Here is a 19,985-nt window from a genome sequence, read left to right as displayed (position 1 = left end):
CGAAGCAGGACCGACCGGCGAGGAGTTGAGCCGACCATGCAGTGTCCGAAGTGTCGTGCCCCGATGCACACGTACAACCGCAACGGCGTCCAGATCGAGCAGTGCAGTGGCTGCCGCGGGATATTCCTGGACTACGGCGAGCTGGAGGCCCTGACCCGTCTGGAGTCCCAGTGGTCCCAGCCGGCGGCCCCACCGGCCCCGCCCGCCCCGCAGGCCTACCCGGCGGCCCCCGCCCCCGCGGCCCCGGCCTGGGGCGCCCCGCAGCACGGCGGCCACGGGCACTACGGCCACAAGCGTCAGAAGAGCTTCGGCCACATGCTCTTCTCCAGCTGAGCCGGCTGGCCCGCGGCGCGCACGAAGAAGCCCCCGACCACAAGGCCGGGGGCTTCGGTGTGTGGACGATACTGGGATTGAACCAGTGACCTCTTCCGTGTCAGGGAAGCGCTCTCCCGCTGAGCTAATCGTCCTCGGGACCGTGACCCGAAGATCACGAGTGCTGCGTGCGCGATACTGGGATTGAACCAGTGACCTCTTCCGTGTCAGGGAAGCGCTCTCCCGCTGAGCTAATCGCGCGGGTTCGGATCCTCGATGAAGATCCAGTGGACGATACTGGGATTGAACCAGTGACCTCTTCCGTGTCAGGGAAGCGCTCTCCCGCTGAGCTAATCGTCCTTGGAGGTGGAGACGGGATTTGAACCCGTGTAGACGGCTTTGCAGGCCGTTGCCTCGCCTCTCGGCCACTCCACCAGGAGTGTGGGGGTTCGGGATGATCCCCCTTGCTCTTCCGAGCGAACGACGAGGTTCGAACTCGCGACCTCAACCTTGGCAAGGTTGCGCTCTACCAACTGAGCTACGTTCGCCTGTCTTTCCGTTTCGCTTGCGCGGCCCGGCGACGTGTTGAACTCTAGCGGATTCCTGGGCCAGTACAAAAACGCGTTTGTGCAGCGTGCTGCGCCTCACCCCCGCCCGACCTGCCGACGGACGTGGTCAGAGCCCCCGCGCGGACATGCCCAGGTCACCCCGGAGTCACCCGCCATAGACTCGACACCGTGCTCGACCTCCCTCCACTGGCCCGCTTCGGCGACCGTCTCGCCACCGGCCTCCTCGACGTCACCAGCGACCCCGCGGCCCTGGACTCCACCGGCTTCTGGGCCGTCGCCGCGGACTTCGAGGGCCGGCTGACCTGCGCCCGCTTCCGGGACGTACGGGAGTCGGCCGTGCCCGCCCCGGTGCCGGGCGCCTGGCGCGGTCCGGGGGCGGACGACTGGACCTCCTCCCTCGACCGCGCCGCGTACACCGCGGGCGTGCGCCGCATCCGCGAGCACATCGCGGCCGGCGAGGTCTACCAGGCCAACCTCTGCCGCGTGCTCTCCGCACCGGTCGCCCCCGACGCCGACGTGGACGCCCTGACCGCACTGCTGGCCCGCGGCAACCCGGCGCCCTATGCAGGAACGATCCGGCTGCCGGGGCACGGAGTGGAGATCGCCACCGCCTCCCCGGAGCTGTTCCTGCGCCGGGACGGCCGGATCGTGGAGTCCGGGCCGATCAAGGGCACCGGGCGCACCGAGGCGGACCTGCTGGAGAAGGACTACGCCGAGAACGTGATGATCGTCGACCTGGTCCGCAACGACCTGGGCCGCGTCTGCGCCACCGGCTCGGTCACCGTCCCCGACCTGTGCGCCGTGGAGAAGCACCCCGGCCTGGTCCACCTCGTCTCCACCGTGCGCGGCGAGCTGCGCCCCGACGCCGGCTGGCCCGAGCTGCTCGCCGCCGCCTTCCCGCCCGGCTCGGTCACCGGCGCCCCCAAGTCCAGCGCGCTGCGGATCATCGACGCCCTGGAGACGGCACCCCGGGGCCCGTACTGCGGCGGCATCGGCTGGGTCGACGCGGACCGGGGGACCGGCGAGCTCGCGGTCGGCATCCGCACCTTCTGGATCGACCGCGCGGACGGCGCGCTGCGCTTCGGCACCGGCGCCGGCATCACCTGGGGCTCCGACCCGGCGGGGGAGTGGCAGGAGACCGAACTGAAGGCGTCCCGGCTGCTCGCGGTAGCGTCGGGGGCGTACGAAGCAAGTGGAGGACTGACGTGAAGATCTGGCTCGACGGCGGGCTGCAGGACATCGAGTCCGCCCGCGTCTCCGTCTTCGACCACGGACTGACCGTGGGCGACGGCATCTTCGAGACGGTGAAGGCGACGGACGGGAAGACGTTCGCGCTCACCCGGCATCTGAACCGGCTGACCCGCTCCGCACGCGGCCTCGGCCTGCCGGACCCCGACCACGACGAGGTCCGCCGCGCCTGTACGGCCGTACTCGAAGCGAATCCGATGCCGCTCGGCCGGCTGCGCATCACCTACACCGGCGGCCACGGCCCCCTCGGCTCCGACCGCGGCGAACACGGCCCGACCCTCGTCGTCGCCCTCGGCGAGACCACCCGCCGCCCCGACTCCACCGCCGTGATCACGGTCCCCTGGACCCGCAACGAACGCGGCGCGCTCACCGGCCTGAAGACGACCTCGTACGCCGAGAACGTCGTCGCCCTGGCCCGCGCCCACCAACACGGCGGCTCCGAGGCGCTGTTCGCCAACACGGTCGGCCAACTCTGCGAGGGCACCGGGTCGAACGTCTTCGTCGTCCTGGACGGCGAGATCCACACCCCGCCGGTCGCCTCCGGCTGTCTTGCGGGCATCACCCGCGAGTTGGTCGTGGAGTGGACGGGCGCCAAGGAGACCGATCTGCCGCTGGACGTTCTCGAGCGGGCCGACGAGATCTTCCTGACGTCGACCCTGCGGGACGTACAGGCCGTGCACCGCGTCGACGAGCGCGAACTGCCGGGCGCCCCAGGCCCGGTGACCGCCAAGGCGATGCGGATCTTCGACGAGCGGTCCGGCCACGACCAAGATCCGTAAAGGCCCGCAACAACGGGCTGACATGGGCTGTGGACGGGGGTAGAACACCTCTGATGACCACCACCCTGCGGCCGACCGAGCCGCTCCAGCGAGACGCCGACGGGGTGCTGTCGCGCCACTTCCAGGTGTGCGTGAACAGCCGTCCCGTCGGCGCGATACACCTCGCGACGGACCCCCTGTTCGGGCCGACCGTCGCGCGCATCAGCGACCTGAGCATCGAGGAGCCGGACCGCAGACGCGGCCGGGGCACCGTGGCCGCGCTCGCCGCCGAGGAGGTGGCCCGCGGCTGGGGCTGCACCCGCGTCGAGATCAGGGTGCCGGGAGAATCCGAGCCCGCGCTCCGCCTCGCCACCGCGCTGGGCTACGTCCACCGCAACCGCGGCATGGAGAAACAGCTCGCCGCCACCCCGCCCGAACTGCCCGAGGGCAGCCGGGGCCGGCCCATGACGTCGGCCGAGTACGAGCCGTGGGTGGAGCACGGCAACGCGGAGTACGCGCGGAGCTGGATCGAGCGCGGGGTACCCGAGGACCAGGCGTGGGCCAAGTCGGTCAGCGACCACGCCAAGCTGCTGCCGCGGGGCCTGGACACCGAGGGCATGCTGATCAGCGTCCTGGAGCACGAGGGCGAGACCGTCGGCGCCCTGTGGCTGTCGGTCGCGGGGGACAAGGCGTATGTCTTCGACGTCGAGGCCGACGCGCGCTTCCGCGGCCGGGGCCACGGCCGCACGCTGATGCTGCTGGCCGAGGCCCAGGCGGTGGCCGCCGGGCAGCGGGTCATCGGCCTCAATGTCTTCGCGGACAACACCCCGGCCGAGCGCCTCTACACGTCGCTGGGCTATGTGCCGGTGGGCTACTCGATGTACAAGAACCTGCTCTGATGGACAAGAAGCTGCTGGGTACAGGCCCCGGCGCCGAGATCAGGCCTGCCCGGCCCCGGCGAGCAGCCGGTCCACGATCTCCTCGATCCGCTCCCGCAGCCGCTCCTGGCTCTTGCCGCCGTCCAGGCGTTCGCCGCCGATGACGTACGTCGGGGTGCCGGTCACGCCGATCGCCTTGCCCTCGGCCTGGTCGGCGTCCACGATCAGGATGTGCCGGCCGTCGATCAGCGCGGTGTCGAACTCCTCGGCGTCCAGACCGAGTTCCCCGGCCACCTCGACCAGGAAGGGTTCCCCCTTACGGTCCAGCTCCTCGACCCGGCCCAGCACAGCCTCCACGTACGGCCACCCCTGCCCCTGCTCCAGGGCCTCCTCGGCGGCCTGCGCGGCGGCGAAGGCGTGCTTGTGCTTCTCCAACGGGAAGTGCCGCAGCCGGAGCTCCAGCCGGTCGCCGTAGCGGGCGCGCAGGGCCCGCAGGTCGTCGAGGGCGGTACGGCAGTCCGGGCACTGGAGTTCGCACCAGACGTCGAGGACGGGCGCGGCGGGACGGACGGGGGAGGAGTCGCTCATGCGCCCAGTCTCCCAGCCCGGAACCCGCCCGGCCCAATCAGGGATCTACGACCGGAACGGCACCTTCGGAGGAGCCGACCCGGAGATGTCCCTGATGTCCGGCGGGAGCATGGCCCGGCGGGGCCTCGTAGGTGCAGGATGGAAGGGACGAAGGCCCCGCGCCTGACCGAATCCTGTCTGGAGGACCGGATGATTGCCGAGACCGTCTGTTCCGCCGTCGCCGCGGCCGGCCTGGGCATCGCGGCGGTCACGGCGTACCGCAAGCGTTTCCTCTCCGCCGCCCGGCTTGCCGCGTACTCGCTCGTTCCCCTTGGCCTGGTGATGACCGGGGTCGTCGAGTGGCTGGCGGACACCGCGTTCAGTCCGGTCGCGTGGGCAGGCTTCGGCGTGCTCGGTGCCTCCTGGATGCTGTTCGCGAGCACCCGCGCCGTGGAGCGCCGCCGGGGTGGCGGCAAGCCCAAGGAGGCCAGGTCCGCTCGCCGTGACGCGGTGGCCCCGGCGGCCTCGGCGCCCTCCCTGGGCTCCGGCTCCCGCCCGGCGGCCAAGCCCGCGGCGGGACCCCAGGAGGACTTCAGCGACATCGAGGCCATCCTGAAGAAGCACGGCATCTAGAAGCACGGCATATGACGACCGCATGCCGGCTGAAACGACACAGTGGGTCGCCGCCCGTCCGTAATCGATCAAGACCCGGACCGGACATCGCGGATTAAGGCGAACTCCCGCTACTTCCGGGCGTGTTGATCGCGCCGGGAGGGTTCACTACGCCATCATCGCCCGCGAGATGCTGGACACGACACAGAGCGAGACCGCGCCGCCGCAGGACGAGCCGCGCGGATGCCTCTTCGCCCTTTCCCAGCCACCGCTGATGATCTTCCTTGCGGTGATCGGGTGTCTGCTGCTCATGGCTGCGCTGCACGATCTGCTGCTGCTCTGAGCCGTACCCGCGGCCCCCGGCGCCACCCGCCGGGGCCCGCGTCGACGCCGATGTCCGACCCGGGCCGGGGTGCTCAGCCCGCGGCTTCCTTGCGCCGCGCCCGGTACGCGGCCACATGCAGCCTGTTGCCGCAGGTCCGGCTGTCGCAGTAGCGCCGGGAGCGATTGCGGGAGAGGTCGACGAAGGCGCGACGGCAGTCGGGGGCCTCGCAGCGCCGTAGCCGCTCCTGCTCCCCGGCGACCACGAAGAACGCCAGCGCCATGCCGCAGTCGGCGGCCAGATGATCGGCGACGGAGGCACCGGGCGCGAAGTAGTGCACATGCCAGTCGTAGCCGTCGTGATCGGTGAGCCGCGGAGTGGTGCCGGCGGCGGCGACCAACTCGTTGATCAGGCTGGAGGCGGTCCGGGCGTCCGGTGCCGCGAAGACGCGGGCGAACTTCCCCCGGACCTTGCGCACCGCGGACAGATCCAGCTCCGAGAGCACGCCGACATCGCTGATCTCGTGCTTGCGCACAAAATCGGCGAGTGCCGCGACATCCGGCAGCGCGTCCGCCGTCGTGTCGTCCTCCGGTGCGGTGTTCACCAGATCCACGACGGCGTCGAGGGCGCACCGGGTGTCGTGGGTGATCAGCACGTTTCGCTCCCTGGCCTGAGGGTCGGGCGCAGGCGCCCGCCGATGCTGGCCGATGGTAGTAGCTTCGCCGACGGCGGTACGGCCGCGCCAGGTGCGTGGTAGCCGGGGGCAACCGAAAAGCGCCGCGGACCGCGAGGATCAGGCCGCGGGCGGAGCGAACCCACGCACGCCGATGCCGCCCCCGCAGGTGACTCACGGTGACGGCATCGGCGCATACCGTATGCGATTGTTTGACCTGTGCCCGAGCCGTCTCCCCGAGTCGACGGCGCCGGGCGGCTTGGTGGTGCCCCGCCTCAGCTCTCCGCCAGGATGTGTGAGAGCTCCTGATCGAGATCGAAGTGCCGGTGTTCCGTGCCGGGGGGCACGGCGGCGTCTGTTCGCTTCAGGAAGGACTCCAGGGCCCGGGCCGGGGCCTCGAGAAGGGCCTCGCCCTCCGGGGAGCTGAGGGCGATGCAGACGACCCCCTGGCCATGACTGCGCGACGGCCAGACTCGGACGTCGCCGGTCCCGGTGGGGCGGTGCAGGCCCTCGGCCAGGAGGTCGCGGGCGAACACCCACTCGACGGTCTCCTCGGCTCCGGTGTGGAAGGTGGCGTGCACGGCGTAGGGGTCGGCCGTGTCGTACCGCAGGCCTGCGGGGACAGGCAGGGAGGACTCGCTCGACACAACGAGGCGCAGGTGCAGCTCGCAGCTGACCGTGGTGTTCATAAGCGCCAGGGCCTTTCGCTCAGTGTGCGCTCGGGGATTCGCACGTCGGCGAAATCGACATGCCACCTACGGTGCCGTTGTAAACCCCTCTGAGTGTTTTGCGTGTCTTTACGTAACTCTTCCGGCCGACGACCCGTTCGCGAGGTACGACCATTCCGGTGACTGGTTTCTCTCCGGTAGGGTTTGGCCGTATGAACACGGGGAGTAGCGAGCCTGGCGAGGTGGCCATGGCGTCGAACGAGACCGAAGTGGACGGTGCCAAGGCCGAGCAGGGACTCGGCTCGAGAGCGCCGGCATTCATCCAGGCGCGCCGTCTGCTGCACCTGAGCTGGCAGGTGGGCGTCTTCATCATCGGCCTGGCGGTCGTGGGACTCGGCATCGTGATGCTGCCGCTGCCCGGCCCCGGCTGGGTGGTGATCTTCGGCGGCATGGCGATCTGGGCGACCGAGTTCGTCTGGGCCCAGCTGGTGCTGCGCTGGACCAAGCGCAAGGTCACCGAGGCCGCCCAGCGCGCCCTTGATCCCAAGGTGCGCCGCCGCAACATCATCCTGACCTCGATCGGCCTCGTGATCGTGGCCGTCCTGGGTGGGATCTACCTCTGGAAGTTCGGGCTCGTGATGCCCTGGAAGATCAAGGACCAGTGATCCGTCGAGGGGGTGCGGGTGGCCGCCGGTCGGTGTCCGCGCTGGTCACAGGCACCCCCTGACATGGGGTAATCTTCTTCCTGCGCCCGGGCGATTAGCTCAGTGGGAGAGCGCTTCGTTCACACCGAAGAGGTCACTGGTTCGAACCCAGTATCGCCCACCCGGGACAGCGGCCCGTCTGCTTCAGAGCAGGCGGGCCGTCGTCGTTCGGCGAGGGCCCCGGCCTCCCGTCCGGCGAGACGACTTTCGGCCGAGCGGGCTCCGCGTCCGTCGCGCCACATCCTGTTCGGCCGACCGACCTCACCCACCCCACCTGCGACGACTCCCCATCGGTCGTGGCTAGTCGCCCCCGTGGACGCCCGGAACGCCGCTCCCCTCCGCAAGAAATTCCTGTCCGAATCATTGACGCACCCCGAGGCCCTCCGTAACTTGTGCCAGCAAGCGCTTACTTGAAACGATTCATGCAGGCGGCAATGACGCTGCGGGGAGGTGGCCCAACCATGGGAACCAGCAGGAATGTTGAGAGGCGAACGATCCTGAAGGTGGCCGGTGCTTCGGCGGCCACGCTGGGGCTGGCGGCGACGACGGGGTGCGGTGGTGACGACAGCGGCTCCGGCGACGGGACTGTGACGCTCCGTTACGCGTGGTGGGGTGGCGAGCCGCGCACCATCGCCATCAAGAAGACGATCGCGCTCTTCGAGAAGAAGTACCCGAAGATCAAGATCAAGCCGGAATTCACCGACTACGAGGCCTTCTGGGAGAAGTTCCAGACCCAGGCCTCCGGCGGGAATCCGCCGGACGTTTTCCAGAATGCGGTCGGCTTTCTTCGCAAGTACGACAAGCGCGGGGTTCTCCTGGACCTCAAGACGCAGGCGGACGCCGGGAATCTGAGCCTGGAGAACTTCCGCAACGGCGTTCTGGCGAACGGTCAGGTCGACGGCAAGCAGATCGGTATCCCGGTCGGTGCCAACACCATGGCGCTCGTCATCGACCTCAAAGCCTTCAAGAAGGCGGGCGTCGAGGCGAAGATGGGCTGGACCTGGGACGAGTACTTCGACGCTCTCCAGACGATCCAGGACAAGGCGAAGATCGCCGGTGACACCGGCTACTGCAGCATCATGTACCTCTACGACCTGTATCTCCGTCAGAACGGCAAGGCCTTCTTCACCGACTCCGATCTAGGCTTCACCGAGGACGATCTGACGCAGTGGTGGGAGGACGGCTACAAGCGCGTGCGGTCCGGGCTCATCGCCGACCCGAAGAAGGTCGAGCAGGTCAAGCCGTTGTCCGCGCTCTCGGCAGGGCTCGCCGCGTCCGAGTTCACCTGGGACAACTTCTCCATCCGCTACGAGGGCGAGGGCGAGTCGGACTACGGGCTCGCGCCGATCCCCACCACGGACGGCAAGCAGACGGGCCAGTACCTCGGTTCGCTGATGCTCAGCGCCTTCTCCGGGACCAAGCACCCCAAGGAAGTCGCCCAGTTCATCGACTTCATGGTCCATGACCCCGAGGTCGGCAAGATCATGGGCTACGACCGCGGCATCCTCGCCACGACCGAGCAGTACGAGGCGTTCACGCCCACCGACGACAACAACAAGGGCGTCAAGGCGTACGAGGAGGAGGTCGCCGCGGCCGGCGTGCTCGGGAAGATCACCCCGCACCCCTCCGGCGCCGACATCATCGAGGCGGCGTTCCTGCGTCTCGGCGGTGAGGTCACCCAGGGCAAGACCAAGCCGGCCGATGCCGCCAAGGCGCTGTTCAGCGAGGCCAAGGCCGCGTTCGCGGGCTGAGGGGACGTACCACCATGACGCTCGTCAAGGAAGCGCCCGTGCGCCCGGCGAAGAAGCGGTCCACCGCTCCTGCCGCCGGGCGGCGCGGGCGGCGCCGCGAGAACCTCGCCGGCTATCTCTTCATGTCGCCGTGGCTCGCGGGGTTCCTGCTGCTCACGGCGGGGCCGATGATCGCGTCGCTGTATTACGCGTTCACCAGCTACAACCTGTTCACGCCGCCGAAGTGGGTGGGCCTGGACAACTTCACGACGATGTTCCAGGACCCACGCTGGCAGAAGTCGGTCGAGGTCACGCTGAAGTACGTCGTCGTGGCCACACCGCTGAAGCTGCTGCTCGCGCTCGGCGTCGCGCTGCTGCTCGCGCAGAGCCGGCGCGGACAGGGCCTGTACCGGGCCGCGTTCTACATGCCCTCGCTCATCGGCGCCAGCGTCTCCGTGGGCTTCGTATGGCGGGCGCTGTTCTCCGACGACGCGATCGTGGACCGTGGGCAGAAGATCTTCGGTCTCGATGTGGGCGGCTGGATCGGCAACCCGGACTATGTCCTCTACGCCCTGGTGGCCCTGAGCATCTGGCAGTTCGGCGCGCCGATGGTCATCTTCCTGGCCGGTCTCAAGCAGGTCCCGCGGGAGCTGTACGAGGCCGCCGAGGTGGACGGGGCCGGTCCCTTCCGCAGGTTCTGGAACATCACGCTGCCGATGATCTCGCCGGTGCTGTTCTTCAACGTGCTGCTGGAGTCCATCCACGCGTTCCAGGTGTTCGGCTCCGCCTACGTCGTCTCCGACACCCGGTGCGGGCCCGCCGACGCCACGCTCGTCTACACCTGCTACCTCTACCAGAAGGGCTTCAAGGAGGCCCAGATGGGCTTCGCCTCCGCGATGGCCTGGACGCTGGTGGTCGCGGTGGCGCTGGTCACGGCGGTCCTGTTCTGGTCGCAGAAGAAGTGGGTGCACTACGAGGAGGCCGCCAAGTGACCACCGCCACCAGCCCTGCCGTGCGCAGCGCGAACGAGCGCAAGCGCACCGGATCGATCGCCTGGCACGTGGGCGCGCTGCTCGTCCTCGCGGTCGTGCTGTATCCCGTGATCTGGGTCGTGGGCGCCTCGTTCAAGCCGAGCAAGGACATCATCGCCAGCCTCGACCTCTTGCCCGCCGAGCCGGTCTGGGCGAACTTCTCCGGGCTCGCCGACGGTATCTCCGGCATCTCCATCGGCAGCTTCTTCTGGAACTCGCTGATGTACGCGGGTCTTGCCGTGGTCGGTGTCGTGGTGTCCAGCTCGCTGACTGCGTACGCCTTCGCCAAGATCGGGTTCGCGGGCCGGAACCTGCTGTTCACGCTGATGATCGGCACCCTGCTGCTGCCGTATCACGTGCTGCTCATTCCGCAATACGTGATGTTCCGCAAGCTGGAGCTCGTCGACACTCTGGTGCCGCTCGTCGCGGGCAAGTTCCTGGCCGTGGAGGCGTTCTTCGTCTTCCTGATGGTGCAGTTCATGCGCGGGCTGCCGCGCGAGCTGGACGAGGCGGCCAAGCTCGACGGCTGCGGGCACTTGAGGACCTACTGGTCCATCGTGCTGCCGCTGTGCCGCCCGGCGATCATCACCAGCGCCATCTTCACCTTCATCAACGCCTGGAACGACTTCATGGGGCCGTTGATCTACCTCAACACCCCTGAGAAGTACACGGTCTCGCTCGGCCTGATGATGTTCCGCGATCAGGAGGGCGTCTCCAACTACGGCAGCATGATCGCGATGTCGCTGGTGGCGCTGGTGCCGGTCATCGCCTTCTTCATGGCCTTCCAGCGCTATCTGATCGACGGTATGGCGACCTCCGGGCTGAAGGGCTGACCATGGCCGAGGCGCGCATGAAAGCACGCAAGGAGTCCATGTTCGGCGAGCGCTTCGCCGTCTTCGCCGAGGCGCTGCTCACCGGCGTGTGGATCGCCGTGGCCTGCCTCGGGTTCATCACCTACCCCGCGGCCTTCGCCGCCGGCGCCCGGCATCTGCGGCGGCGTACCGGCCACGAGGTAGGTGGCTGGCGGGAGTTCGTCGCGGACTTCCGGGCGGCCCTGCGCGGGGGGTGGGTGGTCGGGCTCGCCGGCTGGGCCGCGGCCGCCGCGGTCTGGGTGGACGTCCAGGCCGCGCGGGCCGGGCTGCCCGGCGGGCCGCTCGTCGGGGCCGTCGGACTGTTCGCGCTGATCGGGCTCACCGTGGCCCTGCTGCGGGCGGCGGCCGTCTGGACGCCGGGCGGCTCCTGGCGGGCGCTGCTCGCGGACGCCGGGCGGCGGACCGTGCTCGATCCCGCCGGATCCTTTCTGATCATCGCCGGTCTTGCCGTCGTGGCCCTGTCCGCCGCGTTCCTCGCGCCGCTCGCGGTCCCCGTGGTCGGGGCCGTCGCGGCGGCGGCCGTCGCCGTGGAGGAGCGGTACCGGCGCCGCTGACCTCGTATCAGGTCGGCGCCCACCTGGGCGCCGTACCTCTCTCTGTCATGCCCCTGCCCATCCCACCCGCACGGAAGGAACGGTCATGTCCCCCATCCCTCGCAGGTCCCTTCTCAAAGCGGCCGCCGTCGCCGGCGCCGCCGCACAGTTCAGCTGGGCACTAGGGGCCAAGGACGCGCAGGCCGCGCCCAGAGCCGCGGCCGGTGACGGCGACCCCGTGACCCTGGACTGGCTGGAGGACGGCGGCCTCGGCGCCGCGCCCGGCTCGACTCTGGGCGTGCCCTGGCCGAAGGGTGCCTTCCAGGAGGACCAGACGTTCGCGCTGACGGACGCGGACGGCAAGGCCGTGCCCGTACAGACCTGGCCGCTCGCCTACTGGCCCGACGGCTCCCTCAAGTGGACCGCGCACGCGGTGAGTTCGGGCGGCTCCGGCAAGCTGACCCTCGCCGCCGGCGAGCCCGCCGCGCCCGAGAAGAAGGTCACCGTCGACAAGAGCGGTGGCACGATCGACATATCGACGGGCGTCATCACCGCGAAGATCGGCAAGTCCGGCGCCACGCTGATCAAGTCCGTCACCCGCGGCTCCACCGAGATCGCCAAGGACGGCAAGCTGGTCCTGATCCGCCAGCCCGAGATCGAGGACGAGGATCAGGGCGCGGTCAAGACGGAGCGCTTCGACGGCGCCATCGCGAAGGTCGAGGTCGAGCAGGAGGGCCCGGTCCGCGCGGTGGTCCGGATCGACGGCAAGCACCGCAAGGGCGACCGCAGTTGGCTGCCGTTCTCCATCCGGCTCTACTTCTACGCGGGCGCCGACTCCTTCCGTATGGTGCACACGATCACTTTCGACGGCACCCAGGAGCCGGGCAAGGCCAGCGGCGACTTCATCCGCGGGCTCGGGGTGCGGTTCACCGTCCCCATGCGCGACCAGTCCTACGACCGCCACATCCGCATCGGCGGCGAGGGCACCGGCCTGCTCCGCGAGGCCGTCAAGGGCATCACCGGACTGCGCCGCGACCCGGGCGCGGCCGTCCAGGCGGCCCAGTTCGAGGGCAAGAAGCTGCCCGACCCGGCGACCTGGGACCAGCGGGTCACCACCCGCCTCCAGTACATCCCCGAGTGGGGCGACTACACCCTCTCCCAGCTCTCTGCCGACGGGTTCACCCTCCGCAAGCGGACCAAGAAGGGGCACGGCTGGATCGGCGCGGGCGGCGGGGGCCGCGCGAACGGCTTCGGCTACGTCGGCGGCGTGAGCGGCGGATTCTCCTTCGGGCTCAGGGACTTCTGGGAGAAGTTCCCCGCCCAGCTCGACATCCGCGACGCCCACACCGAAGAGGCCGAGGTCACCCTCTGGCTCTGGTCGTCCGAGGCACAGCCCATGGACCTGCGCTTCTACCACGACGGCATGGGCCAGGACACCTTCCCCGAGCAGCTCGAAGGCCTCAACATCACCTACGAGGACTACGAGCCCGGCTTCGGCACCCCGTACGGCATCGCCCGTACCTCCGAACTCCTCTTCTGGGCCAACGAGTCGACACCGTCGGCGGACGCCATGGCCCAACAGGTCGAGGCCGTCCGCGTGTTGCCGCAGCTCGCCGCGCCGCCCAAGCAGCTCATCAAGGCCGGCGTTTTCGGCCCGGGCCTGTACTCCGAGCCCGACCGCTCCACCCCCGCCAAGGCCAAGATCGAGGACCACCTCGACTTCCTCTTCACCTATTACAAGGACCAGGTGGAGATGCGCCGTTGGTACGGCTTCTGGGACTACGGCGACATCATGCACACCTACGACACGGTCCGGCACCAGTGGCGGTACGACGTCGGCGGCTACGCCTGGGACAACTCCGAGCTGTCGCCGGACCTGTGGCTCTGGTTCGCGTATCTGCGCTCCGGCCGCGCGGACATCTTCCGTTTCGCCGAGGCGATGACCCGGCACACCGGTGAGGTCGACGTCTACCACCTGGGCAAATGGGCCGGCCTCGGCACCCGGCACGGCGTCCAGCACTATGCCGACAGTGCCAAGCAGCAGCGCATCGCCAACACCACGTATCGCCGCTACTACTACTTCCTCACCGGCGACGAGCGCGTCGGCGACCTCATGCACGCCAACGTCGACTCCGACGAGACGTTCCTCATCCTCGACCCGATCCGCAAGATCCGCACCGAGCCGTACACTCCCGACCGACACGCGCTGTCGATCGGCTTCGGCACGGACTGGAGCGGTCTGGTGTCCGCGTGGCTGACCGAGTGGGAGCGCAAGGGGCCGAAGTGGGAGAAGGCCAAGGCGCGGGTGCTGTCCACGATGGAGACAATCGCCGCGCAGCCGAACGGTTTTGTGCAGGGCACCGGGCTGTACGACCTCGACACCGGTCGCTTTGCCGTCGCCGAGAAGCCGGTGGTGGGGGTCTCGCATCTGTCCGCCGTGTTCGGTCTGAACGAGCTGTGTGCCGAGCTCATCGACCTGGTGGACATGCCGAAGTTCAACGAGGCCTACTTCGACTACTGCCGCTACTTCAACGCCACGAAGGCCGAGCAGGCGGCGCGGTACGGCTCCAACTTCGGGACGCTGCTGCTGTTCCAGGGGCACTCACGGCTCGATGCGTACGCGGCCGTCAAGACCGGGGACGAGAAGCTCGCCACGCGCGCGTGGCAGAAGTTCTACAACTCCGACGGGTACAAGGAGTCGGCGCCCTGGACGACGGAGAAGCTGAGCGGGCCGGTCACGCTGGTTCCCGGCAGCGAGGCCACCTGGGTGTCCACGAACGACACCGCGCTGTACGGCCTCGCCGCCATCGAGAACCTGGCACTGCTGGGGAACAAGATGCCGTAGTGACCGGCTAGTTCATCTTCCCCAGGACCTCCCGCACCCGTCGGACCTCCCTCAAACGCTGTTCGTACGTCGCACCCAGGGCGAGCAGCAGGAGGCCGGCGAGTGCGGGAGGCGCCCAGCGGGGGAGGGCGTCGGTCACCTGGACGATGTACGGGGCGAGTTCGTGCAGGGCGTCCAGGGCCAGCACGGCGCCGCCGAGCAGCAGCGGTGCCTGGAGCTGGTGGCCGCCGCCCAGCAGGGTGAGCGACAAGGCCGCCAGGCCCAGCAGCAGGGGGCGCGTCCAGTGCGGGTCCGCCCAGGCCGCGATCAGGCTCGGCAGCAGGGTCGCGGCCAGGCCTGGGCCGTACGCCGTCCAGGACGAGGTCTGTGGGTCGCTGCGCCTGCGCAGGGCGCCCACCAGCAGGGCCGGGATGGTCACCGGGAGCGTGTAGGCCTCCGGTGTGTCGACCTCCCAGGCTGCCAGGCGGACCCAGGTGGCCAGGACGAAGAGGGCGGCGGAGGCGTAGGCGACCGGGCGGCGGTCGGGGCGGATCGCCGTGGCTGCGGTGATGACCCCGCACAGGGCGAGTACCAGGGCCAGCATCGGCGGGTCGGTGATCGCCAGGCCGATGGCCAGCAGCGCTGCGATGGCGCCTGTCACCTCTACGTGGAGGGCTGCCTCGGAGTCGCGTGCGGCCAGCAGGGCGGCGGCCACCGGGACCGTCAGGACCAGCAGCGCGGTGTGCTGCGGTGCCCAGTTCGCGGCGGCGCCGATCGCGCAGGTCAGGGCGGTGGCGTAGGCGAGGGCTGTCGGCGCGGCTACGGGAGCGCGGCGCCAGGAGGCCGCTGCGAAGAGCAGCGTCAGTGTGGTGAGGACGGTCAGGGTCGCGGACTGTGTGGCCAGGGCGAGGAGGGCCGCGTGGACGGACGTCGCTACGGCGAGGATCGTGGCCGTCGGTGCTGCCGAGATCATGGCGAGGGCTGTCAGTGACAGTGCCACCAACAGGCCTGCCTCGTAGGGCAGTTCCAGCACCGCTGGGAGTGCGAGTGCCGTTGCCCAGGCCAGGACCGACGCCCCCTTGCGGGCTGTGAGCGCCAGTACGGCGGCGATGGCGGCCAGCACCAGCGGGGCCGTCTCCGACTGCGGAGGCCACGGCACCTCGGCCGTCACCGCGGCCCGGATGTCCGACGGTGCGCCGGACCAGGGTCGGTCGATCCAGGCGAGGGGGCCCAGCAGGGTGACGGCGATCAGTGGCAGCGCCCACAGCAGGGCGAGGGCCTGCACGCCGGCCGACGCTCGGACCAGGCCGTCTCGTACGGGGTCGGGGAGGCGCTGGACGCGCAGGGCCGCCAACAGGGCTACGCCGCACGCCAGATACACCGGCACCGTCCACACCTCCGGCAGCACCACGCGCGGGACGCCGCCCAGGGCCGCGACCAGGAGCAGGCCGCCGATGGGCGCCGTCAGCGTGGTCGTGCGCCAGGCCGCCGTCAGGGCGATCACCGCGCCCAGGAGGAGGAGCGCCGCCGCACGGGCGGCGGCGCTCGGACCGGTGGCCGTCCAGGACAGACCCCCGGCCGTCAGTACGCCCCCGGCGCCCATGCCGTACGCGCCGACAGCGGCGGCGATCCGTACGGAACGGGTGGGCACCCGGAGCGCCACAGCGGTGTCGAAACCGGCCGTGACCAGCAGCGCGGCGGCGAACCAGTACAGGCCGGCGTCGGTCGCCAACGCCCACAGGAGCAGCGGGAGTTGCGCCGACACCAGCGCGGCGGGCAGCGGCAGCCGCAGCCCGGCCGTCCTCGGCAGCAGGCCGTACGCCGTCCACCCGGCCGCCAGCACCGCCGCCGCGACCGCCGTATAGCCGACGCCGTCCACCTCGCTCAGCGCGACCTCGTGCAACGCGTAGGCGTCCAGCACCGTCAGTGCCAGACCGAGCCCCGCCACCGCCTCCGCCGTCGAGCGCAGGCCGCGCGCCAGCAGCGGCACCGGTGTCGCGAGCGCCGCCACCGTGACCGCGCCCAGCACCACGGACCGCCCCACGATGCCCAGGTGCCCCCAGCCGACCAGCGTGAAGGCCATCGCGGCGATGGTGAGCAGCGCGCCGCCCAGGATCAGCAGCACGTTCTGCACGCGCGGCGGGGAGGCCTCGGGGCGCGGCGGCGCGACGACGGGCGCGGGCCGGGCCGCGTCCAGGGCGGCGACCAGCCAGCCACGGCGGGCGAGCAACTGGGACCGGCGGGCGTCCAGTTGTCGCAGCTCGGCGTCGAGGAGCCGCAACTCCTCGGCGGGGGACGGGATGTGCGTCATGGATGGGAGTGTGGTCCGCGTCACGCCGTACGGCATGAGTGCGCATACTCAGGACGTACTCAGATGCGGTGTCACACTCTGCTCATGGACTGGTCCCATTACCGATTCCGCAGCCGGTGGACCCTGCCCGCGCCGCCCGCCGCCGTCTACGACGCCCTGGAGCGCGCCGAGGACTACCCCCGCTGGTGGCCCCAGGTGCGCGAGGTGAACCGGCTCGACGACTCCAGCGGCGTGGTCAGGATCCGCTCCCTCCTGCCGTACGACCTGACCTTCACCGCGCGCGAGGTGCGGCGCGATCCGGCGGCCGGGGTGCTGGAGATCGCCATGTCCGGCGATCTGGAGGGGTGGGCGCGGTGGACCATCACTCCGGACGGCACCGGCAGCCTGGCCCGCTACGACCAGGTCGTCGAGGTGCGCAAGCCGCTGATGCGCAAGCTGGCCGTGCCCGGTCGGCCCGTCTTCCGGGCCAACCACTGGCTGATGATGCGGGCCGGACGGCGTGGCCTCGCCGCTTACTTGGAAGCGGTTTGAAGGAAGCCCGCGGGGACCTGTATTGTTCAGTGCGTTCCCGGGCGATTAGCTCAGTGGGAGAGCGCTTCGTTCACACCGAAGAGGTCACTGGTTCGAACCCAGTATCGCCCACCGGGAAAGAAGGCCGGTCCGTACGGACCGGCCTTCTTCATGCCGCCGCCGGAAGATCCGGACGCAGCGGCCACGCAGGGTCCACCGCCTCCTCCGTGCCGCTGCGCGCGAACCACGCCTGCAGGCCGCGTGCCTGTGCCGCGTGCCACACCGCCTGGAGCGTGTGCAGTTCGGCCGGTGAAAGCCGCTCAAGGCGTGCCGCGAAACGGCGCCCCACCGCCCGTACGACATCCAGCGCGGCCAGTGCGTCCGCGCCCGCGTCATGCGCGCCGTCCAGGGTGACCCCGTAGTGCGCGCACAGGTCGGTGAGCGTGCGCCGGCCCTTGCGATAGCGGTCCAGATGCTTGTCCAGGACCCTTGGATCGAGCACCAGCAGCGGGCTCGTCTCGAACCAGTGGTCGAGCGACGACGCCCGATGGCGGCGCAGCTCACGATCGAGGATCGTCAGATCGAACGGCGCGTTCATCACCACCAGCGGGCGGCCCGCGACGGCCTGTTCGGCCAGTTCCTCGGCTATCTCATGCATCACCGGCGCCGGCCAGCGGCCGTTGCGCTGCAGATGCTCCTCCGTCAGCCCGTGCACCGCCGTCGCCGACTCCGGCACCGGCACACCCGGGTTGACCAGCCACCGGGTCACCCGTGGCCGGGTTCCCGGGGCGTCCTGAATCACGACGGCCGCCGAGACGATCCGGTCGGTCTCGACGTCCACGCCTGTCGTCTCCGTGTCGAATGCCGCCAGCGGGCCCTCATACCAGCTCGCCATACCTACACAACCCCTCGTTCACCCACGGCAGCTGACGCACCGTCTTCTGCCCGTTTGGTGATACCCGGGCTGTTTGCGCCGTACGCCGGAAGGACACAACAGGAGTGCGGGTCTTTGCAGTTCAGCGGCCCGGTACGGGGATTCACTTGGCTTGGAAGGCTGTTGGTCATGGCGATAGCGCAGCCCGAGCGGGGCGGGCTGCTGCCCGAACGCACGGGCCCCCATCGCGGTTCACTCGCCACCACCGCCTGCATGGAGACACTGCAGGTGGGCTACTTGCACGCGGTCGCGGCGGCGGCCGGGTGCTCGCTGTCGCAGCCATTTCCGGACAACGGCATCGACTGGCACGTCAGTCACGGCTCACCCGGGCACACGGCCGACGACGAGGTCACCATCAAGGTGCAGCTCAAAGCCACCTACCAGATCCCGCCCAACCCCCCGGGCCGCACCTTCTCCTTCACGCTGGACAACGACCACCTGCGCAAGCTCGCCCGCACCCCGGTCTCCGTGCACAAGATCCTCGTCGTGATGCTCGTCCCGCGGTCCCAGGACGACTGGCTGCGCGCCAGCCACGACCGGCTCGACCTCAGGCACTGCTGCTACTGGGTCAACCTCGCCGGTCACGCCGTCACCGGCCGCACCCGGACCACCGTGCGGATCCCGACCTCACGCATCTTCGACGACCGTGCGCTGTGCGAGATCATGACGCGGGTCGGGACGGGAGGCAGACCATGACGCACCGCCCGATCGAGGAGCCCCTGCGGCCGGTCAGGCCGCACCCCGTCGACACCGCCGGCTGGCACCGTCCCCCCGAGCCCGACCAGGTCGACCCCGCCGTCCTCAGCGCCCTGCTGCTCCGGCACGGCTGGCAGCGCCGCGGCGGCGCGGCCGGACGCTACGGCCGCTGGACCCCGCCAGGACCGGGCGGCGGCGGGACCAGCCTGCTCGTGCCCGAGAACCGTGCCTTCCCAGACAGCGACGACCTGCTCGGCGAGGCACTCGTCGCCCTCTCCCGCAGCGGCACCCCCTCCGCCCGCGAGGTACTGGTCTCCCTCGCCGTGCCCAGCGACGAGATCCGCTGGTGGCGGGATGTCCCCACCGGGCCAGCGGGCACGACGCCCTGGACCGTGGAGGAGCAGCTGCGCGCCTCAGCGCGCCAGACACTGCTCGCCGCCGCCCTCGCCACACGCGCGCGTGCGGGCTATTACGGCGCCCGGCACCGCCGTCCCGCCGCAGCGATGCTGGAGAACGTCCTGGTCGGCTCCCCGGCCGGAGGCCGCCGCCTGACCGCCTTCGTGCCCGTCGGGACCGGCCGCACGCTCGCCGTACGTCTGCACCAGGCGCTGTACGCCGCCCGCGAGGCCATCGACTACCAGCGGGCCACCGGCGGCATGGACGCCTTCGACGGCGCCGTCGAGGCGGGCGTCAGCCGTGAGCTCACCGACGCCCTGATCGCCCTCGTCCGGGGCACCGAGGGCGCGCGCATCGCCGTCGAATGGGCGCCTGGTGCCGGTGTCCCCGAGGGCTGCGCGGCCGGCGCCGAGGCCGTCGAGTTCTCACCGGGCGACCTGCCGGTGCTGCGCGAGGCCGGCGCCCGCTATCTGCGCGAGGAGCCGTCCGTGTCCGTGCGCATCACCGGCGCCGTGGTCCGGATGCGCAGGTCGGGCCCGCGCGGCGAGGGCACCGTACGGCTGCGGGTGCTGGCCGGGGCCGAGATCCCGCATGTCCGGCTCACGCTGGACGAGGAGGCCTACCGGATCGCCGGGCACGCGCACCTGGTCGGACTGCCCGTGCGGGTGCACGGGCGGCTGGAGAGCCGGGGCGGCTTCCGCAAGCTCACCGGGGTCTCCGGCGTCGTACCCGTGCAGGTCGACGAGGCGGAGCGGGACCGGCTGCTGAAGTCGCTCCAGGAGAATCTCGACTTCTTCGAGGAAGCCTGCGGAGGGGACTGATTTCGCCCTGGGTGGG

20 protein-coding genes and 7 tRNA genes are annotated in these 19,985 nt (G+C 70.2%); 17 read left to right on the top strand and 10 right to left on the bottom strand.

The window, feature by feature from the left end:
- Nucleotides 1-36 precede the first annotated feature (36 nt).
- Complete coding sequence (locus tag OHT76_RS08205) at nucleotides 37-333, top strand: TFIIB-type zinc ribbon-containing protein (RefSeq protein ID WP_328870079.1); 297 nt, start codon at nucleotides 37-39, stop codon at nucleotides 331-333.
- Between the two features lie 62 nt (nucleotides 334-395).
- Here OHT76_RS08205 and OHT76_RS08200 read toward each other — a convergent pair.
- From OHT76_RS08200 to OHT76_RS08180, 5 genes are all read right to left on the bottom strand, one after another.
- Nucleotides 396-467, bottom strand: a tRNA-Val gene (locus OHT76_RS08200).
- Between the two features lie 34 nt (nucleotides 468-501).
- A tRNA-Val gene (locus OHT76_RS08195) sits at nucleotides 502-573 on the bottom strand.
- A gap of 27 nt (nucleotides 574-600) precedes the next feature.
- Nucleotides 601-672, bottom strand: a tRNA-Val gene (locus OHT76_RS08190).
- A gap of 1 nt (nucleotide 673) precedes the next feature.
- Nucleotides 674-747, bottom strand: a tRNA-Cys gene (locus OHT76_RS08185).
- Nucleotides 748-787: 40 nt separating this feature from the next.
- A tRNA-Gly gene (locus OHT76_RS08180) sits at nucleotides 788-860 on the bottom strand.
- 189 nt (nucleotides 861-1,049) lie between these two features.
- On the opposite strand from OHT76_RS08180, the gene OHT76_RS08175 reads away from it, so the two are divergent.
- The 3 genes from OHT76_RS08175 to OHT76_RS08165 are packed head-to-tail and all read left to right on the top strand — an operon-like array spanning nucleotide 1,050 to nucleotide 3,786.
- Nucleotides 1,050-2,090, top strand: a complete 1,041-nt coding sequence (locus OHT76_RS08175) for a chorismate-binding protein (RefSeq protein ID WP_328870078.1) — start codon at nucleotides 1,050-1,052, stop codon at nucleotides 2,088-2,090.
- Nucleotides 2,087-2,908 carry an aminotransferase class IV gene (locus tag OHT76_RS08170; protein WP_328870077.1) on the top strand — a complete coding sequence of 274 codons (822 nt, stop codon included), beginning with the start codon at nucleotides 2,087-2,089 and terminating at the stop codon, nucleotides 2,906-2,908. Before OHT76_RS08175 ends, OHT76_RS08170 begins: the two co-directional genes overlap by 4 nt.
- A 53-nt stretch (nucleotides 2,909-2,961) precedes the next feature.
- Complete coding sequence (locus tag OHT76_RS08165; RefSeq protein WP_328870076.1) at nucleotides 2,962-3,786, top strand: GNAT family N-acetyltransferase; 825 nt, start codon at nucleotides 2,962-2,964, stop codon at nucleotides 3,784-3,786.
- Nucleotides 3,787-3,825: 39 nt separating this feature from the next.
- On the opposite strand, the gene OHT76_RS08160 is transcribed toward OHT76_RS08165, so the two are convergent.
- The gene (locus tag OHT76_RS08160) at nucleotides 3,826-4,353 is read right to left on the bottom strand and encodes a DsbA family protein (RefSeq protein ID WP_328870075.1); all 528 of its coding nucleotides are present in this window, start codon (nucleotides 4,351-4,353) and stop codon (nucleotides 3,826-3,828) included.
- Nucleotides 4,354-4,491: 138 nt separating this feature from the next.
- On the opposite strand from OHT76_RS08160, the gene OHT76_RS08155 reads away from it, so the two are divergent.
- Both OHT76_RS08155 and OHT76_RS08150 read left to right on the top strand, forming a co-directional pair.
- Nucleotides 4,492-4,965, top strand: a complete 474-nt coding sequence (locus tag OHT76_RS08155; RefSeq protein WP_328870074.1) for a hypothetical protein — start codon at nucleotides 4,492-4,494, stop codon at nucleotides 4,963-4,965.
- Nucleotides 4,966-5,134: 169 nt separating this feature from the next.
- Nucleotides 5,135-5,287 (top strand): hypothetical protein, encoded by a 153-nt coding sequence (locus OHT76_RS08150; protein ID WP_176711650.1) that lies wholly within the window; start codon nucleotides 5,135-5,137, stop codon nucleotides 5,285-5,287.
- A 73-nt stretch (nucleotides 5,288-5,360) separates the two neighbouring features.
- Here OHT76_RS08150 and OHT76_RS08145 read toward each other — a convergent pair whose 3' ends face one another.
- On the bottom strand, nucleotides 5,361-5,921 hold the full coding sequence (locus OHT76_RS08145; RefSeq protein ID WP_328870073.1) for a CGNR zinc finger domain-containing protein: 561 nt from the start codon (nucleotides 5,919-5,921) through the stop codon (nucleotides 5,361-5,363).
- Nucleotides 5,922-6,214: 293 nt separating this feature from the next.
- Nucleotides 6,215-6,628, bottom strand: a complete 414-nt coding sequence (locus OHT76_RS08140) for an SsgA family sporulation/cell division regulator (RefSeq protein WP_004002642.1) — start codon at nucleotides 6,626-6,628, stop codon at nucleotides 6,215-6,217.
- A gap of 191 nt (nucleotides 6,629-6,819) precedes the next feature.
- Between OHT76_RS08140 and OHT76_RS08135 the strand changes: the two genes are divergently transcribed.
- From OHT76_RS08135 to OHT76_RS08105, 7 genes are all read left to right on the top strand, one after another.
- Nucleotides 6,820-7,272 carry a TIGR02611 family protein gene (locus tag OHT76_RS08135; RefSeq protein ID WP_328870072.1) on the top strand — a complete coding sequence of 151 codons (453 nt, stop codon included), beginning with the start codon at nucleotides 6,820-6,822 and terminating at the stop codon, nucleotides 7,270-7,272.
- Nucleotides 7,273-7,360: 88 nt separating this feature from the next.
- Nucleotides 7,361-7,432 (top strand) — tRNA-Val (locus OHT76_RS08130).
- Nucleotides 7,433-7,772: 340 nt separating this feature from the next.
- The gene (locus OHT76_RS08125) at nucleotides 7,773-9,062 is read left to right on the top strand and encodes an ABC transporter substrate-binding protein (RefSeq protein WP_328870071.1); all 1,290 of its coding nucleotides are present in this window, start codon (nucleotides 7,773-7,775) and stop codon (nucleotides 9,060-9,062) included.
- 14 nt (nucleotides 9,063-9,076) lie between these two features.
- Nucleotides 9,077-10,033: a carbohydrate ABC transporter permease gene (locus tag OHT76_RS08120; RefSeq protein WP_328870070.1), complete on the top strand. Its 957-nt coding sequence runs from the start codon at nucleotides 9,077-9,079 to the stop codon at nucleotides 10,031-10,033.
- Nucleotides 10,030-10,905, top strand: coding sequence for a carbohydrate ABC transporter permease (locus OHT76_RS08115; RefSeq protein ID WP_328870069.1), 876 nt, complete (start codon nucleotides 10,030-10,032; stop codon nucleotides 10,903-10,905). Before OHT76_RS08120 ends, OHT76_RS08115 begins: the two co-directional genes overlap by 4 nt.
- A gap of 2 nt (nucleotides 10,906-10,907) precedes the next feature.
- A complete protein-coding gene (locus tag OHT76_RS08110) occupies nucleotides 10,908-11,498 on the top strand; it encodes a hypothetical protein (protein WP_328870068.1) in 591 nt (196 codons plus the stop codon).
- 85 nt (nucleotides 11,499-11,583) lie between these two features.
- Nucleotides 11,584-14,322 (top strand): exo-rhamnogalacturonan lyase family protein, encoded by a 2,739-nt coding sequence (locus tag OHT76_RS08105; protein ID WP_328870067.1) that lies wholly within the window; start codon nucleotides 11,584-11,586, stop codon nucleotides 14,320-14,322.
- 7 nt (nucleotides 14,323-14,329) lie between these two features.
- Here the strand turns inward: OHT76_RS08105 and OHT76_RS08100 are convergent, their stop codons facing one another.
- Complete coding sequence (locus tag OHT76_RS08100) at nucleotides 14,330-16,612, bottom strand: SCO7613 C-terminal domain-containing membrane protein (protein WP_328870066.1); 2,283 nt, start codon at nucleotides 16,610-16,612, stop codon at nucleotides 14,330-14,332.
- 84 nt (nucleotides 16,613-16,696) lie between these two features.
- On the opposite strand from OHT76_RS08100, the gene OHT76_RS08095 reads away from it, so the two are divergent.
- Both OHT76_RS08095 and OHT76_RS08090 read left to right on the top strand, forming a co-directional pair.
- Nucleotides 16,697-17,143, top strand: a complete 447-nt coding sequence (locus OHT76_RS08095; protein ID WP_328870065.1) for an SRPBCC family protein — start codon at nucleotides 16,697-16,699, stop codon at nucleotides 17,141-17,143.
- A gap of 39 nt (nucleotides 17,144-17,182) precedes the next feature.
- Nucleotides 17,183-17,254: transfer RNA gene (locus OHT76_RS08090), tRNA-Val, on the top strand.
- 37 nt (nucleotides 17,255-17,291) lie between these two features.
- Here OHT76_RS08090 and OHT76_RS08085 read toward each other — a convergent pair.
- Nucleotides 17,292-18,017: a 3'-5' exonuclease gene (locus OHT76_RS08085; RefSeq protein ID WP_328870064.1), complete on the bottom strand. Its 726-nt coding sequence runs from the start codon at nucleotides 18,015-18,017 to the stop codon at nucleotides 17,292-17,294.
- Nucleotides 18,018-18,185: 168 nt separating this feature from the next.
- On the opposite strand from OHT76_RS08085, the gene OHT76_RS08080 reads away from it, so the two are divergent.
- Nucleotides 18,186-18,752, top strand: a complete 567-nt coding sequence (locus OHT76_RS08080; protein ID WP_328870063.1) for a DUF4365 domain-containing protein — start codon at nucleotides 18,186-18,188, stop codon at nucleotides 18,750-18,752.
- Nucleotides 18,749-19,969, top strand: coding sequence for a hypothetical protein (locus OHT76_RS08075; RefSeq protein WP_328870062.1), 1,221 nt, complete (start codon nucleotides 18,749-18,751; stop codon nucleotides 19,967-19,969). Before OHT76_RS08080 ends, OHT76_RS08075 begins: the two co-directional genes overlap by 4 nt.
- Nucleotides 19,970-19,985 lie beyond the last annotated feature (16 nt).

The sequence above is a fragment of the Streptomyces sp. NBC_00287 genome, from assembly GCF_036173105.1.
Classification (GTDB): domain Bacteria; phylum Actinomycetota; class Actinomycetes; order Streptomycetales; family Streptomycetaceae; genus Streptomyces.
The sequence above is the reverse complement of the archived record's forward strand: the minus strand, read 5'-3'. Positions and strand labels throughout refer to the sequence as shown.

Excerpts from the sequence above, each read along its gene's own strand:
- OHT76_RS08205 (WP_328870079.1), top strand. The coding sequence starts at position 37 with ATGCAGTGTCCGAAGTGTCGTGCCCCGATGCACACGTACAACCGCAAC.
- OHT76_RS08165 (WP_328870076.1), top strand. The coding sequence starts at position 2,962 with ATGACCACCACCCTGCGGCCGACCGAGCCGCTCCAGCGAGACGCCGAC.
- OHT76_RS08160 (WP_328870075.1), bottom strand. The coding sequence starts at position 4,353 with ATGAGCGACTCCTCCCCCGTCCGTCCCGCCGCGCCCGTCCTCGACGTC.
- OHT76_RS08155 (WP_328870074.1), top strand. The coding sequence starts at position 4,492 with ATGGAAGGGACGAAGGCCCCGCGCCTGACCGAATCCTGTCTGGAGGAC.
- OHT76_RS08150 (WP_176711650.1), top strand. The coding sequence starts at position 5,135 with ATGCTGGACACGACACAGAGCGAGACCGCGCCGCCGCAGGACGAGCCG.
- OHT76_RS08140 (WP_004002642.1), bottom strand. The coding sequence starts at position 6,628 with ATGAACACCACGGTCAGCTGCGAGCTGCACCTGCGCCTCGTTGTGTCG.
- OHT76_RS08135 (WP_328870072.1), top strand. The coding sequence starts at position 6,820 with ATGAACACGGGGAGTAGCGAGCCTGGCGAGGTGGCCATGGCGTCGAAC.
- OHT76_RS08125 (WP_328870071.1), top strand. The coding sequence starts at position 7,773 with ATGGGAACCAGCAGGAATGTTGAGAGGCGAACGATCCTGAAGGTGGCC.
- OHT76_RS08120 (WP_328870070.1), top strand. The coding sequence starts at position 9,077 with ATGACGCTCGTCAAGGAAGCGCCCGTGCGCCCGGCGAAGAAGCGGTCC.
- OHT76_RS08110 (WP_328870068.1), top strand. The coding sequence starts at position 10,908 with ATGGCCGAGGCGCGCATGAAAGCACGCAAGGAGTCCATGTTCGGCGAG.
- OHT76_RS08105 (WP_328870067.1), top strand. The coding sequence starts at position 11,584 with ATGTCCCCCATCCCTCGCAGGTCCCTTCTCAAAGCGGCCGCCGTCGCC.
- OHT76_RS08100 (WP_328870066.1), bottom strand. The coding sequence starts at position 16,612 with ATGACGCACATCCCGTCCCCCGCCGAGGAGTTGCGGCTCCTCGACGCC.
- OHT76_RS08095 (WP_328870065.1), top strand. The coding sequence starts at position 16,697 with ATGGACTGGTCCCATTACCGATTCCGCAGCCGGTGGACCCTGCCCGCG.
- OHT76_RS08085 (WP_328870064.1), bottom strand. The coding sequence starts at position 18,017 with ATGGCGAGCTGGTATGAGGGCCCGCTGGCGGCATTCGACACGGAGACG.
- OHT76_RS08080 (WP_328870063.1), top strand. The coding sequence starts at position 18,186 with ATGGCGATAGCGCAGCCCGAGCGGGGCGGGCTGCTGCCCGAACGCACG.
- OHT76_RS08075 (WP_328870062.1), top strand. The coding sequence starts at position 18,749 with ATGACGCACCGCCCGATCGAGGAGCCCCTGCGGCCGGTCAGGCCGCAC.